Origin of the sequence: Polaribacter sp. WD7, assembly GCF_003335085.1 — a bacterium.
Taxonomy (GTDB): Bacteria; Bacteroidota; Bacteroidia; order Flavobacteriales; family Flavobacteriaceae; genus Polaribacter.
The window spans coordinates 554,793-569,060 of the sequence record NZ_QPEJ01000018.1; the positions used below are offsets into that span (position 1 = coordinate 554,793).

Annotated in this window: 10 protein-coding genes and 1 tRNA gene; 6 read left to right on the plus strand and 5 right to left on the minus strand. The window is 32.7% G+C overall.

All coding sequences use genetic code 11. The features are described from left to right. The gene (locus DUT90_RS11795) at positions 1 to 3,279 is read right to left on the minus strand and encodes an amidohydrolase family protein (protein ID WP_114427382.1); all 3,279 of its coding nucleotides are present in this window, start codon (positions 3,277 to 3,279) and stop codon (positions 1 to 3) included. 47 nt (positions 3,280 to 3,326) lie between these two features. Further along, on the minus strand, positions 3,327 to 6,353 hold the full coding sequence (locus DUT90_RS11800; protein WP_114427383.1) for an aminotransferase class III-fold pyridoxal phosphate-dependent enzyme: 3,027 nt from the start codon (positions 6,351 to 6,353) through the stop codon (positions 3,327 to 3,329). A 79-nt stretch (positions 6,354 to 6,432) separates the two neighbouring features. Between DUT90_RS11800 and ade the strand changes: the two genes are divergently transcribed. Together ade and DUT90_RS11810 are read left to right on the plus strand one after the other, a co-directional pair. Continuing rightward, complete coding sequence (ade, locus tag DUT90_RS11805; protein ID WP_114427384.1) at positions 6,433 to 8,052, plus strand: adenine deaminase; 1,620 nt, start codon at positions 6,433 to 6,435, stop codon at positions 8,050 to 8,052. Between the two features lie 145 nt (positions 8,053 to 8,197). After that, positions 8,198 to 8,788, plus strand: coding sequence for an alkylphosphonate utilization protein (locus DUT90_RS11810; RefSeq protein WP_114427385.1), 591 nt, complete (start codon positions 8,198 to 8,200; stop codon positions 8,786 to 8,788). Positions 8,789 to 8,933: 145 nt separating this feature from the next. On the opposite strand, the gene DUT90_RS11815 is transcribed toward DUT90_RS11810, so the two are convergent. Next, a complete protein-coding gene (locus tag DUT90_RS11815; protein WP_114427386.1) occupies positions 8,934 to 10,034 on the minus strand; it encodes a DUF4407 domain-containing protein in 1,101 nt (366 codons plus the stop codon). Between the two features lie 146 nt (positions 10,035 to 10,180). Between DUT90_RS11815 and DUT90_RS11820 the strand changes: the two genes are divergently transcribed. Genes DUT90_RS11820 through DUT90_RS11830 form a run of 3 tightly spaced genes read left to right on the plus strand, consistent with a single transcriptional unit; the run spans position 10,181 to position 12,041 of the window. After that, positions 10,181 to 10,816, plus strand: coding sequence for a peptidylprolyl isomerase (locus DUT90_RS11820; RefSeq protein WP_114427387.1), 636 nt, complete (start codon positions 10,181 to 10,183; stop codon positions 10,814 to 10,816). After that, complete coding sequence (locus DUT90_RS11825; protein WP_114427388.1) at positions 10,813 to 11,388, plus strand: hypothetical protein; 576 nt, start codon at positions 10,813 to 10,815, stop codon at positions 11,386 to 11,388. Before DUT90_RS11820 ends, DUT90_RS11825 begins: the two co-directional genes overlap by 4 nt. Further along, a complete protein-coding gene (locus DUT90_RS11830; protein WP_258848556.1) occupies positions 11,385 to 12,041 on the plus strand; it encodes a DUF2490 domain-containing protein in 657 nt (218 codons plus the stop codon). Before DUT90_RS11825 ends, DUT90_RS11830 begins: the two co-directional genes overlap by 4 nt. A gap of 102 nt (positions 12,042 to 12,143) precedes the next feature. Here the strand turns inward: DUT90_RS11830 and DUT90_RS11835 are convergent, their stop codons facing one another. Further along, on the minus strand, positions 12,144 to 13,535 hold the full coding sequence (locus DUT90_RS11835; RefSeq protein ID WP_114427389.1) for a dipeptidase: 1,392 nt from the start codon (positions 13,533 to 13,535) through the stop codon (positions 12,144 to 12,146). A gap of 104 nt (positions 13,536 to 13,639) precedes the next feature. Here DUT90_RS11835 and DUT90_RS11840 point away from each other — a divergent pair. Further along, a tRNA-Leu gene (locus DUT90_RS11840) sits at positions 13,640 to 13,721 on the plus strand. 36 nt (positions 13,722 to 13,757) lie between these two features. Here DUT90_RS11840 and DUT90_RS11845 read toward each other — a convergent pair. Continuing rightward, a complete protein-coding gene (locus DUT90_RS11845) occupies positions 13,758 to 14,195 on the minus strand; it encodes a thioesterase family protein (RefSeq protein ID WP_114427390.1) in 438 nt (145 codons plus the stop codon). Between the last annotated feature and the right edge of the window lie 73 nt (positions 14,196 to 14,268).

Consider the following 14,268-nt stretch of genomic DNA (forward strand, 5'->3'; position numbering starts at 1 on the left):
TTACTCATGACAACTACATTTTGGGGTTAGAAAACTATTGGTGTTCAAATTTATAGGTGCACCTTGATTGTAGCCTTCCATCTCAAAATAAAACTTGCTTCTTTTGTTGTCATAATTTCCTATTTCGTTCATTGTACTTACATCATACAAACGACCATTTACCATCGTGTAGATGACAGAATTAGAGTTTTTTATATCTTCTAACGGGTTTTTATCTAAAACAATCAAATCTGCAAGTTTTCCTTTTTTTAATGACCCAATTTCTTCTGCTGTACCTAAATAATCAGCGCCATTTATTGTAGCAACTTTTAAGGCTTCGAGATTAGATAGCCCTCCTTGATGTAACATCCATAATTCCCAATGCGCCCCTAAACCTTGCAGCTGACCATGTGCTCCTAAATTTACTTTTACACCTTCTTTAGCTAACGCTGTTACGGTTTCTGAAGACAAAATATGTCCATTTTTATACTCTTCTTCAGGTACCATTGTCCTGTGTCTAGATCGCGTATCTACAACATATCTTGGGGTATATTTTAGTAAGGTTTCGTTTTCCCAAACATTCATTTTTTGATACCATTCAAACTCTCCATTCATTCCTCCATAATTTACAATTAACGTAGGTGTGTATCCTGTTTTACTATTTTTCCAAAGAGACAAAACATCTTTGTATACAGGATTTACAGGAATGTTGTGCTCAATGCCTGTATGACCATCAAAAATCATACTCATATTAGCAAAGAAATTAGAGCCTCCTTCTGGTACAACATTTACCTTTTGTTCTCTGGCAGCTTGCATAATTTGCTGACGCTGTTCTCTTCTAGGTTGGTTATAACTTTTAATAGATTTAGCCCCAAAAGCTTTGGTTCTTGCAATGGCAAAACGGGCATCTTCCAAATTATTTACTACAGCTTTAAAATCGCCCTCTGCTCCATATAAAATAAAACCTGTAGAAAACATTCTAGGGCCAACTAAATGCCCACTCTTTTGCAGTTCTTCTAAGGTAAAAGCAGCTGCCGTGTGCACAGAAGGATCATGAGAAGTTGTAACACCAAATGCTAAATTTGCATAAAATTGCCAATGTTTTTGGGTGCTTAATCCGTTTCTAAAGGCACCTACATGAGCGTGAACATCTACAATTCCGGGCATTATGGTTTTGCCTTTTAGATCATATACCTTGGCATCTGAAGGAATGCTTATTTTTTTTCTTTTTCCAATTTGTTCTATTCTGTTTTTATGAATTACAATGGCACCATCTTCAATAACTTCATCATCTTCCATAGTAATAATTCTTACATTTTTAAACGCAATTCTACCTTCTGGAATATCTGATTTTGTTACCAGATTAATATTTATAGCCGGCTTGTTTGTTGTTTCTAAATTTGTTTCGGCAAAGGGGTTTGTAGTATTATTTACTACAGATTTTGAAAAATACTGACCGCCAAGAGTCCAATACACTTCTTTATTGTTAGCAGCCCAATGCAAATTAATACCTGCATTATCAGACAAACTTTCAACACGAAATGATTTTGTGGTATTGTCTAAATTAATTTCGCTACCGTTTATGACAAAAGGCGCAACGTAAAGTTTATGTAAGTGAATAAAAGCAATCCAATTGTTATCTGGACTAGGAACTAGTCTGTTGGCTAATTTTGATGAAAAATGACTTTTTTCATCTTTACCATTTAAAGCAATACTTTTTAAGTTTTTGGTCAATCCGCCAAAAAAAGCACCTCCTGTTTGAAAGAAAATACGTTTGTCATCAGAAGAAAAAATAGGAAATGCTCCAGTTTTAGAAATTCTTTTAGCTTCAGATCCATCAGCATTAGAAAGATAGATACCAGTTTTTTTGGTGTAATCATATCCTTGGTCGCCATTACCAGATTCTTTTCTGTAAACAATTTTAGTATCATTGCTATTAAATACGGGAGTTCTATAAATTCCTTTTTCTTGTGTAATTTTCACCAAGTTTGTTCCGTCTAGGTTTATCTTGTATATAGCTCCTAAAGTTTCATCATTCCATGTTACAAAAAGTACAGATTTTCCGTCTGAAGAAAAACTTGGTTCTGCCTCAAAATCACTTAGAGTGGTAATTCTTTGCGGTGTGCCACTAGGCAATTCTTTCTTGAAAACATGTCCTAAAGCTGTAAATACAATAGTTTTACCATCTGGTGATGTTTGCACATCTTTTATCATTTTAGATGCAAATTGAGGTTCAAATACTTTTCGTTTTACACGATGTGTTTTTGCCAATTTGATACTTTGACTCACCTGAAAAGGTATATTTTTCACTTCTTTAGAATCGATATTAATGCGATTGATTTTTCCTCCACTCCAAAACACAAGATCTTTATTGTTAGGCAACCAAGCAAAATGAGGGTATACCCCAAAAACAGCCCAAGCCTCACTTTGATCTTTACTTAAGTTGTCATAAATAGGATATTCTTTTCCAGTTTCCAATTCATGAATGTATAAAACTGATTTTGTTCGAACACGTTTTACAAAAGCCAACAATTTACCATCTTTAGAAACTATAGGTCTTGCCGCTCCTCCAGGACCTCCTGTAACCTGTTCTATTTCTCCAGTTTCAAAATTGTAACGCTTAATTACATAAATTTGTTTGTTAGGATCTTTGTTGTATTGAAAATAACCTCCAGGATACATGTCTTCTGCATAATATAAATACTTGCCGTCAGGTGAAATTGAAGGATCATTAACGTCTTGCTGATCATTTTTTCTTTTGGTTAAACGTAAGCCTGCTGTTCCAGAAAGTGGATATTGCCACATCTCTCCTGCACCAACAGAACGAGTAGAAGTGTAGTGTTTGCGAGCCACCAAAGATTTACCATCTGGTGTCCAAACTGCATTGTTAAGCAATCTATATTTTTCTTTGGTGATTGATTTTGCATTTTTACCATCGTTTGTCATCACCCAAATATTGTTACCACCTTCTGCATCACTAGTAAAAGAAATATACTTTCCGTTAGGGCTAAACCTAGGCTGAACTTCGTAAGCCAAACCAGAACGTAAAACAGTTGTTGTTCCTCCAGAAATAGGCATTTTGTAAATGTTACCTAACAAATCAAAAACAATTGTCTTTCCGTCTGGAGATACGTCTAGATTCATCCAAGTTCCTTCGTCTGTATTGAGTTGAAAAGATTCATACAGCCAGGTTTCATGAGGATTGTTAACATTCCATTTTTTTGATTTTTCATCTTCTTTTTGTGAGAACAGTTGTGTAGAAACACATAGAAGAAAAAGAAATACTATTTTTTTATACATGATGAGGTGTTTAGAATAATTATGGGTTATAAATGTATGATTTATATTTAGACAAGAGTCATAAAATTTTCTTTGAAAACCAACTTTAAATAAAATATGACTTCTTCTGCCTGCTGTTGTGTAAACGTAATTGGCGGTTTTATTTTGATAACGTTGTGGTCAGGACCATCAACACTCATTAAAATACCAAAAAACTTCATTCTATCTGCTAAGTAAGCAGTTTTATCTGGAAGCGGATTCAGTTTAGCATCAACCAATTCGAAGCCTAAAAATAAGCCTTGACCTCTTACATCACCAATAATTAGGTGTTCTTTGGCTAATTTAGTTAGTTCGGTTTTTAAAAAATTGCCAATTTTTAAGGCATTTTCTTGTAGTTTTTTTTCTTGTACTTCTTGCAGTACAGCAGTGGCAATGGCACAAGAAACTGGGTTGCCTCCAAAAGTATTAAAAAACTCCATTCCGTTTGCAAATTGTGTTGCTACTTCTTTTGTGCAAGCCACAGCAGCTACAGGATGTCCATTTCCTAAAGGCTTTCCTATCGTAACAATATCAGGAATTACGTCATGTAATTGAAAACCCCAAAAGGTTTTGCCTACTCTTCCTAATCCTGTTTGTACTTCATCAGAAATACACAAACCACCAGCTTTTTTAATTTTTTGATAGGTTTTTTTTAAGAAACCTATAGGTAACTCTACTTGTCCGCCACAAGAAATAATAGGTTCTATGATAAAGCCACCTACCTTTTTATTTTGACGCTCAATATCATCAATTAGAAATTGTACTTCTTCTGCATATTTTTCTACAGTATGTTTTCCTGTGTATTTTCCCCTAAAAGCGTTGGGAATGGGGAAAATATGAGTGTTTTTAGGTTTTCCAGTTCCGCCTTTACCATCAAACTTATAAGAAGAAATATTGATAGTTGCATTTGTGTTACCATGATAACCGTGTTCTGAGGCAATAATTTCAATAGACCCTGTGCAGGCTTTTACCATTCGTAAAGCAAGCTCATTTGCCTCACTTCCAGAATTTACAAAATGGATTACAGAGAGTTCTTTGGGTAAAGTGGTTAATAATGCTGCTGCTGCTGTGTTTATGTTTTCGTGTAAATAGCGTGTGTTGGTATTTAACAATGCCATTTGACGTTGTCCTGTTTTTACAACATTAAAATTTTCATGACCTACATGAGCAACGTTGTTTACGGTATCTAAATATTTTTGACCAAAATTATCTATTAAATATTGATTTGCACCTTTAACAATATGCAATGGCTGTTGATACTGAAGACTTAAACTTTTTCCTAAATGCTGTTTTCTAAAGGATAAAATATCTTTAGAAGTATCTGTTAAATTTTGAGGTAAACCTGCTACTTTAAATAATAAGTTGGGGTCTGGACAAATGCTTTTCCAAACTTCAATTTGATGATAATACCCAACACCAGGAAAATCGTTTGTATACTCTAATAAAGAAAGCATTATTTCAAAATGCAGATGTGGTGCCCACTCTCCATTTTCAGGATAGTTGGCTAAAACACTAACTTGTTTTCCTTTTTTTACAACATCACCAACGTTGTGCTGTAACGCACTTTCTATGGTATTATGACCGTATAGCGTATAAAATATAAAATCTTTTTGCTGGTGTTTTAAAACAACCAAACCTCCGTACTCCTTATTACCTGCGTCGTTTACAGCAATAACAACTTCGCCATCAAATAATGCATGTACAGGTGTATAAGCAGGCAACCAAAAATCGATACCTAAATGAATAACTCTACTTCGTTTACCATAATTTCCTCTAGTATCGTACTCTGGTGAAGTATACAAAGCTCGGGGTTCTAAATAGCCACCAGAGATAATAGTATCAGGAACTTCTTTTTGAAGTTGTTCAATTTTAAACTGCAATGCATCTAGGTTATTAAATTCTTCTTGATGACCCGAAAAAGCACTAGATACACTTAAATCTATATGATGAATTTTGTTTTTATTGATTGTAGGAAACAATTCTTTTAAAGAAAAGGATTTGTCTTTTGCCCACTGTTCAAATTTTGTTTGGTTAGGGTGAGCTATAAATCCGCAAGCATTTCTAAAACTAAAATAAGCAAAATCTACAGCAATTTTGTGCCATTTTTCTAGCAATGTCCAAGCTGGTTGTTCAGAAACCAATAAGTATGAGTTATCAGGGTGTTGAGTTTTATTTAAAGCTGCTTTTGTAACAGAAATAACCAATCGCATACCTATTAAGATATACAAAAAAGACAATTCTTTTTCTGTGAGCGAAAAAGAAGAATGATAGCCCTTTATAATGGCTAAACTTGTTTCTAAAGGATCTTCTGTATCCATTATTGCATATGCGCAAGTTATGGCAACATCATTAATAATTTGTGTTTGTACAGCATCACCAAAATCTATAATTGCAGTTACTTTTGGTTGCAAAATGTTGTTATTAACGATACAATTATTATCATTCACATCATTATGAACTACACTTTTTCTTAAGTCTTTGTAATCTGCAAAAAACGATTCAAATTCTGTTATAAAATAAGAGACTAAATTTTGCTTATCATCAGAAAAAAGATAAATATATTGCTTGGTCCACAAGCTTTGTGCAATATCCCAATCAAACTTTTTTGTAGCGTTTTCATGCGTAAAATCTTGTAACAAATAGGTAAGATTCCCTGCTTTTTCGCCCAAACTAAAACACAAATCGTTCAATTTAGGATGCACGGTATTCCAAAGTCTTCCTTCTACATAGGTCAATAAGCGCACATGATGCACTTTTTTATTTAAGGTTATGCTAGAAATAGTATTCCCTTTTACATCAGTTTTAATTTTTGGAGCAAGAATTGCGTTATTTTTAGTTTCTAGGTGTTGAAGAATTGCTTTTTGAAAATCCAATTCCTTAGCATCACTATCAGAAGGCGAAATTTTTAAAATATAACTAGGAAATCCGTTTACACTTATTTTAAAATTTGAATCTATTTCACCTGGTAATTTTGCTGCAGTTCCTGTAATATTATACAACTCTAGTACGATGTCTTTTGCATCGTTTGTAGAAAGTTCTTTAAAAGTAAAATCCATGAACTAAAAATAAGATAAAGTTTAGAAACAGCGTAACTCAAAATTTTATTATTTGTAGCTTTGTGTAAACCCAAAAAAAATGACTATACAAGGCAATATTGTAGACATTAAAAACCGTACTATTTTTAAAGGAGAAATCTCTGTGAAAGACGGAAAAATAGCATCAATTACAACGGCAAACCATAATCAAGAAAATTATATTTTACCTGGTTTTATAGATGCTCATATTCACATTGAAAGCTCTATGTTAGTGCCTTCTGAGTTTGCTAAAATTGCTGTAACTCACGGAACCGTAGCTACAGTTTCAGATCCTCATGAAATAGCTAATGTTTTAGGAGTAAAAGGTGTAGATTTTATGATTGAAAACGGAAAAAAAGTTCCGTTAAAATTTAATTTTGGGGCACCAAGTTGTGTGCCAGCCACTTCTTTTGAGAGTGCAGGGGCTACAATTGATGCTAATGATATTAAAAAAATGCTAGAAAACCCAGATATTAAATACCTAGCAGAAATGATGAATTACCCAGGTGTTTTGTTTGATGATGCAGAGGTTTTGGCAAAAATACAACACGCAAAAAATAAAAATAAACCGATAGATGGTCATGCACCAGGGTTGCGTGGAGAAGAGATTAGCAAATATATAGCAGCAGGAATTTCTACAGACCACGAATGTTTTTCCTATGAAGAAGCCCTAGAGAAATTGAAAAAGGGAATGAAAGTTATTATTAGAGAAGGTTCTGCAGCAAAAAACTTTGAAGCGTTAATAGATTTATTGCCAGAACATTACCCTAATATGATGTTTTGTTCAGATGACAAGCATCCAGATGATTTATTACTAGGGCATATCAATCAATTATGTGAAAGAGCAGTGGCTAAAGAAATTGACGTTTTTAAGGTTTTACAAGCGGCTTGTATAAATCCTGTAGAACATTACAATTTAGAGGTTGGGTTGCTAAGAGAAAATGATTTTGCAGATTTTATAGTAGTAGACAATTTAACGCATTTTAATGTTTTAGAAACCTACATAAACGGAGAATTGGTTGCCAAAAACGGAACAAGTTTTATAAAAACAGTAGCATTTGATGTACCAAATAATTTTAATACGACTCCAAAAAAAGTTACCGATTTTCAATACAAATCAACTTCAAAAAAAATAAGAGTAATAGAAGCTTTAGATGGCGAATTGGTAACCAACCAAATTATAGCAGATGCTTTAGTTGTTGATACTAATTTGGTATCTAACACAGCAACTGACATCTTAAAAATGGCAGTGGTAAATCGTTATCAAAATGATACACCAGCAATAGCATTTGTTAAAAATTTTGGATTAAAAGAGGGTGCCATTGCAAGTTCTGTTGGGCACGACTCTCACAACATTATTGTAGTTGGTGCGTCTGACAAGGCAATTTGTGATGCCATAAACTTAATTATAAAAAACAAAGGAGGCATATGCGCAGTTACAGAGACCGCAGAAAAAATAGTTTCTTTGCCCGTAGCCGGTATTATGTCTAACAAATCTGCAAAAGAAGTAGGAGAAGCTTATGCTATTTTAGACGCCATGGCAAAAGAAATGGGAAGCAAACTAAATGCACCTTACATGAGTTTATCTTTTATGGCGTTGTTGGTAATTCCTGCTTTAAAACTATCTGATAAAGGATTGTTTGATGGTAGTAAATTTGAATTTACCTCTTTAGAGATTTAATAATCGTCTGATTGTCAATAAAGTAAAAATCAATCTTAGAAAGAGACTTTATCATCATCAACAGAAGCCTAAAACAAACGGGCAGTACAAACAATATAGGGCTTTTAAAATAAACATTACATTTGCCCACTATTAAATAAAAACAATGAGTTTATTACAGGATTTAGAAGCTAGAAGCGGAAAACAGTGCGAACTTTGTTCAGCAAGCCATAATTTATCTATTTACGAAATGAAACCCGTTACTGTAGGCGGTGTAGATGGCAGTATTTTGGCATGCGAAACCTGTGTAACTCAAATTGAAAACCCAGAAACTACAGATGCAAACCACTGGCGCTGCTTAAATGACGCCATGTGGAGTGAGCATAGAGGAGTAAAAATTATTGCTTGGAGAATGTTGGCACGTTTAAGAAAAGAAGGCTGGCCTCAAGATCTGCTAGATATGCTATATTTAGAAGAGCAAGATTTGCGTTTTGCAAAAGAATCTGGAGATCATTTAGAGGAAAGCGAAAAAATTATCCATAGAGATGCAAACGGTGCTGTTTTACAAGCAGGAGATACTGTGGTGTTAATCAAAGACCTCAAAGTAAAAGGTTCTAGCATGGTAGCAAAACAAGGTACGGCAGTTCGCAGAATTTCTTTAGATCATGAAAATGCCAAGTACATAGAGGGCAAAGTAGGAGCTACACAAATTGTAATTATAACAGACTACGTTAAAAAAGTGGCTGAGAAAGAGTAGACTGTCATTTCTGATGATTTTCTGAAAGAAAATTGTATCGAGAAGTTGGGCGTTACCTTTCAGGTCGCGCTTTACACTATATCCCTGAAACAAGTTCAGGGGATGCCGTTTCAATCGCTAACGCACTTATTTGTAAACTATTAGACTATAGCATTTGTTGTTGTTTTTTGTAAAACGAATCTGTCTGTAATTTCATTAAATCTCTAGCTATTGTTTGTTTGTAGGTAAACAATTCTTCTTCGTCAGCAATAGTATCATACACTTTTTTAGAAACCAAAATATCGGTTTGCAGCATTTTTTCTCGTTGTTGTACTTGTTGTTTAACCCAAGTTTTTATGGCAGTTTCTTGATCTTCTAATTTAAAATCATATTCTCCTTTTTGAGCAAGTAATTTTGCAAATATAGGCGATGTTTCTATGGCTAAAAACAACAAGAATATAAAGAAAGATGGCAGCCAAGGTAATTTATCAAGTGCATTTATTCTTGCCATTAAACCATCAAAATTAGCAATAATGGGTTGTGTATTTGTTTCTGATAATTTTTGATCGTTTAGCAAATCTTCAATGGCTAATTCTTTAGCTTTTATTTTTTCTGAACTCTCTTTTTTTAACTGATTCAATTCAGCTAAGGCAGTGTCATGTTTTTCTCTTTTTTCTTTATAAACAGGGCCTTTACCTCTCAAATTTGTTCCTTTTCTGCCTTCAGCTTCTGCAATATACGTTTCATATAATGCATTAACTTCTGTTTCTTTTTGGGTTATTTCGTTTTTTAAAGCACTAATTTCTGCATTAATTTTAACAATTTTTGGACCAAATTGTTGGGCAATTTGAGTCTTATTATCCAAAGTCATTTGGTTCTTTTCTGTCAATAAAACCCGATTGATTTCCTTCTCAAATAACTTTAATTCCAAAGGTTTAGAAATCACAATGGCAATTATAATAGCTAATAAAATTCTTGGAGAAGCTTGTAAAAACTCTTTCCATTTAGAATCAGATTTTTTAATGGTGGATACTATAAACCTGTCTAAATTAAAAATGAGTAAACCCCAAATAGTTCCGAATAAAATTGACGCGTACAAATTGTCAAAAACAGTAAATAAAGCATAGCTACCAGCAATATTTGCCATAATAGCTGTAAAAAATACAGTAGCGCCAATACCTACGTATTTGTTTTGTTCTCCATCAGAGCAATTTGCAATGATATTTTTATCAACGCCAGAACAGTTTAGAAAGAAAGTGTTGCGCATAATGGTTGTTTTGAGATTTCTCGACATAATTTTTTCAAAAGTTCAAAAATCACTCGAAAAGTTAGTTACAAATACAACGCATTTGAAATGAATTTGTTACATAAAAAATATCTTGTTTCTTATCTTCGTAAGAAATACAAGAATTTATGAAAAACATTATTTATCTTCTAGCTATTTGTTTGTTAACATCTTGCGCAAAGAAATTATTTAGTGATAAATGGGTTAGAGAGACTGCACCAGAAAGCTTTAAAGCAAGGTTTGAAACTACTAAAGGCAATTTTGATATCTATGCTAAAAGAAGTTGGTCTCCTAAAGGTGTAGATAGGTTATACACTTTAATAAAACATAACTATTATACAGATATGCCTATTTTTAGAGTAGTGCCAAATTTTGTGGCTCAATTTGGTATACATAATGATTCTATTGTTAACAAAGCATGGAACACTTTTACAATAGATGATGAACCCGTAGTTGCTAAAAATGATGCGATGACTATTGCTTTTGCAAGAGGAGGAAAGCAAACAAGAACAACACAGATTTTTATCAATTTAAAAGAAAATCATCGTTTAGATACCTTAACTTATTCGGGCGTAAGAGGTTTTCCTGTTGTGGCTAAAGTTATCATGGGTTTTGAGAATATTTTACAATTTTATGATAAATATGGCGATAAATTAGGTCGTCGTCAAGATTCAATAACGCAATATGGTAATGACTTTATTAAAAGAAAATATCCTGAAATAGATTTTATTGAAAAAGCTTATATTTTAAAATCTAAAAAATGAATTTTTTTGTAAAGGTTACCTTATTTACCCTTCTTTCTACATTTTCATTTTTTTCGCAAGAAAAGTTTGAAAGGGAATATCGTGTTACGGAATTTCAAGTTCCTATACCGTCATCAACTTTTATCAAAAGTTTACAATTTCATAAAAAAGTAAAATGGTACGCAGAAGAAAGTCAAGATGGCAAAACATTTGAAGCGAAGGTAAGACATAATAATTACAAGTATAGTATAGAGTTTACGGAGAAAGGAAATATTATAGATATAGAAAAAACTATAAAATTTAATGAACTTTCAAAAAAAATAAAAGAAAAAATTACGAAGAGTCTATCAATTAGATTTCAAAAGTTTAAGATTAAAAAAACTCAAGTTCAATTTTTCCGCAGCAATACTAAAGAGTATAAAACACTGTTCACAAATAGTTTATCTAAAGATTTTTACATTAATTATGAGTTGGTCATAAAAGCAAAATTAGAAGGTAATTCAAATCTGTTTGAGATTTTAATAAATGAAAACGGTCAAGTTTTAAAAGAACTAAAATTTACACCCAGTACTTCTTTAAATCTTGAATTTTGATAAAAAATATACTTTTTCTATTACTTTTTGTATTGTGTTGCCAACCAAAAATATTCTCGCAAGCTAATTTAGAAATAGGGTTTTTACCAAAAGTAGTTTTTGCTCATAAATTAAATAGTAAAACAAAATGGATTAATAGTTTAGAAACACGTCAAATTATTTATGATAAAAATTTTCAGTTTACCCATAATTTGATAGATTTTTCGTCTATTTATTCTGTAAAAACCTCTTCTAATCAATCTTTTAATTTTGGTTATATTTTAAGATTTAGACGTGAAGAAACAATTCATAGAACCTTTCAACACTACAATTTTGTCAATCAATTTTCAACATACAAACTTGGGCATCGTCTTGCGTTAGAACAATTTTATCAATCTAAAAAACAAACTACGTACAGAACACGCTACCGTTTAAGTGTAGAAAAACCCTTACAAGGAGAACGTGTTGATGTTAAAGAATTTTACCTGAAATTAGGTAATGAATACCTCTATGATTTTACTGATTTAGAAATTAGGTGTACCCCATATTTGGGATATCAAGTTTCAAAAAAAGATAAAATAGAATTTGGGTTTGATTATAGAGCTGGTAATTTGTTTCAAAAAGAAACCGATAAAACTTTGTGGTTTAGAACTACTTGGTATATTTCTTTATAAAATAAAAAGGGAGTTTTAACAGGTTTTTACTACTTTCTTTTTTGTAAAGACAAAGTTATCAAATATACCGCACAATCTTTAACACAATTTTTTACAAGCCTATTACTTTGTAGAAAGTTCTGTAAAATACTTGTAAAAATATGGTATGGTTTCTATACCTTTTAAATAGTTCCAGACCCCAAAATGTTCGTTAGGAGAATGAATTGCATCAGAATTTAAACCAAACCCCATTAAAATAGTTTTGCTTTTAAGTTCTTGTTCAAACAAGGCAACAATAGGTATGCTTCCGCCACTTCTTTGTGGTATTGGGGTTTTGCCAAAAGTTGTTTGGTAGGCTCTACTAGCGGCTTGATATGCTATAGTATCTATTGGCGTAACGTAACCTTGACCACCATGATGGGGTGTAACTTTAACGGTTACAGTATCTGGTGCAATACTTTCAAAATGATTTTTAAAAAGTTCAGTAATTTCTTTCCAGTTTTGGTTAGGTACCAAACGCATAGAAATTTTTGCATAGGCTTTACTTGCAATAACCGTTTTTGCTCCTTCTCCTGTATATCCTCCCCAAATACCATTAACGTCTAATGTAGGTCTAATAGAGTTACGTTCGTTAGTAGAATAGCCCTTTTCACCATATACTGCATCAATCTCTAATGCAGCTTTGTATTTTTCTAAAGAAAAAGGAGCTTTTGCCATTTCTGACCTTTCTTTGGTAGATAAATTTTCTACCTTATCATAAAAACTAGGAATTGTAATATGATTATTTTTGTCATGCAAAGAAGCAATCATTTTGGTTAAAATATTAATTGGGTTTGCAACAGCACCTCCATATAAACCAGAATGTAAATCTCTATTAGGGCCAGTAACTTCAACCTCTACGTAGCTCAAACCACGCAAACCTGTTGTTATAGAAGGTATATCATTGGCAATCATTCCTGTATCTGAAATTAGAATGACATCGTTGGCCAATTTTTCTGTATTTCTAGGCACAAACCAAGACAAACTTTCAGAGCCTATTTCTTCTTCACCCTCTATCATAAACTTTACATTACAAGGCAAATTACCTGTAACTGTCATATACTCTAAAGCCTTAACATGCATATACATTTGTCCTTTATCATCACATGAACCACGAGCAAAAATTGCTCCTTCTGGATGAATGTCTGTTGTTTTAAGAACAGGCTCAAAAGGAGGAGAATCCCACAGTTCTATAGGGTCTGCAGGTTGCACATCATAATGACCATAAACTAAAACAGTAGGTAAGTTTTTATCTATTATTTTTTCTCCGTAAATAATAGGATAACCAGGAGTTTCACACAATTCAACCTTATCACAACCAGCTTTTTTTAAACTTTCTAAGATAAAATCAGCAGTATTTAAAACATCTTTTTTGTAGGCAGAATCTGCGCTAATAGAAGGCATTTTAAGTAAGGCTATCAATTCACTCAAAAAACGTGGTTTGTGTTTTTTTATGTACGAGTTAATGGTTTTCATTTTAATGATTTTGGTGTTTTTATCAAAAATAGAAAAATAATAATGAACTACTTTGCAGTTTCTAACTATTGCTTATATTTGCATCCCAATTTATTGGTAAAGTCGCAGGCGTGGTGGAATTGGTAGACACGCTAGACTTAGGATCTAGTGCCGCGAGGTGTGAGAGTTCGAGTCTCTCCGCCTGTACAAAATAAACTTCTTGAGAAATCGAGAAGTTTTTTTTTACAAAAATATCTCTTCAAAGTTTTCAGATTTTTCTGCGTTGTCAAACAAGTGTTGTGCTTTTTTAGGAGGTGTTGTTAATTTTCGTTTTGTCAAATCTATCCAAGCTCCATAAACTTTAATTGTGGCAGATAGTTTGCCAGTTTCATTAAACACTCTGTGTTCAATTTTCCAACGCTCATTATTTGTTGATAAACCTAGTACTTTAAAATCTACTGTAATGGTTTCTCCTAAATGAATTTCTTTTCTAAAAGAAGTTTCTTCTGTAAATAAAATAGGACCAATGTTGTGCTTTGTAAATTCTTCTATAGAGAAATTTTGTTCCTTAAAAAAACGTACTCGTACTTCTGCTGCGTAATCATTATAAGCTGTATGACGCATGTGTCTATTAGGATCAAAATCAGACCACTTGGTATTAAATGATACTTTAAAGTTCATATTTTATAGATTAAAAAAACCTGATAAGTTTCTAAAAGAGAAATTCATCAGGTTATAAAAAGTTATTGTTTAT

Coding starts and splice junctions, on each gene's coding strand:
- DUT90_RS11795 (WP_114427382.1), bottom strand. CDS start 3,279: ATGTATAAAAAAATAGTATTTCTTTTTCTTCTATGTGTTTCTACACAA.
- DUT90_RS11800 (WP_114427383.1), bottom strand. CDS start 6,353: ATGGATTTTACTTTTAAAGAACTTTCTACAAACGATGCAAAAGACATC.
- ade (WP_114427384.1), top strand. CDS start 6,433: ATGACTATACAAGGCAATATTGTAGACATTAAAAACCGTACTATTTTT.
- DUT90_RS11810 (WP_114427385.1), top strand. CDS start 8,198: ATGAGTTTATTACAGGATTTAGAAGCTAGAAGCGGAAAACAGTGCGAA.
- DUT90_RS11815 (WP_114427386.1), bottom strand. CDS start 10,034: ATGCGCAACACTTTCTTTCTAAACTGTTCTGGCGTTGATAAAAATATC.
- DUT90_RS11820 (WP_114427387.1), top strand. CDS start 10,181: ATGAAAAACATTATTTATCTTCTAGCTATTTGTTTGTTAACATCTTGC.
- DUT90_RS11825 (WP_114427388.1), top strand. CDS start 10,813: ATGAATTTTTTTGTAAAGGTTACCTTATTTACCCTTCTTTCTACATTT.
- DUT90_RS11835 (WP_114427389.1), bottom strand. CDS start 13,535: ATGAAAACCATTAACTCGTACATAAAAAAACACAAACCACGTTTTTTG.
- DUT90_RS11845 (WP_114427390.1), bottom strand. CDS start 14,195: ATGAACTTTAAAGTATCATTTAATACCAAGTGGTCTGATTTTGATCCT.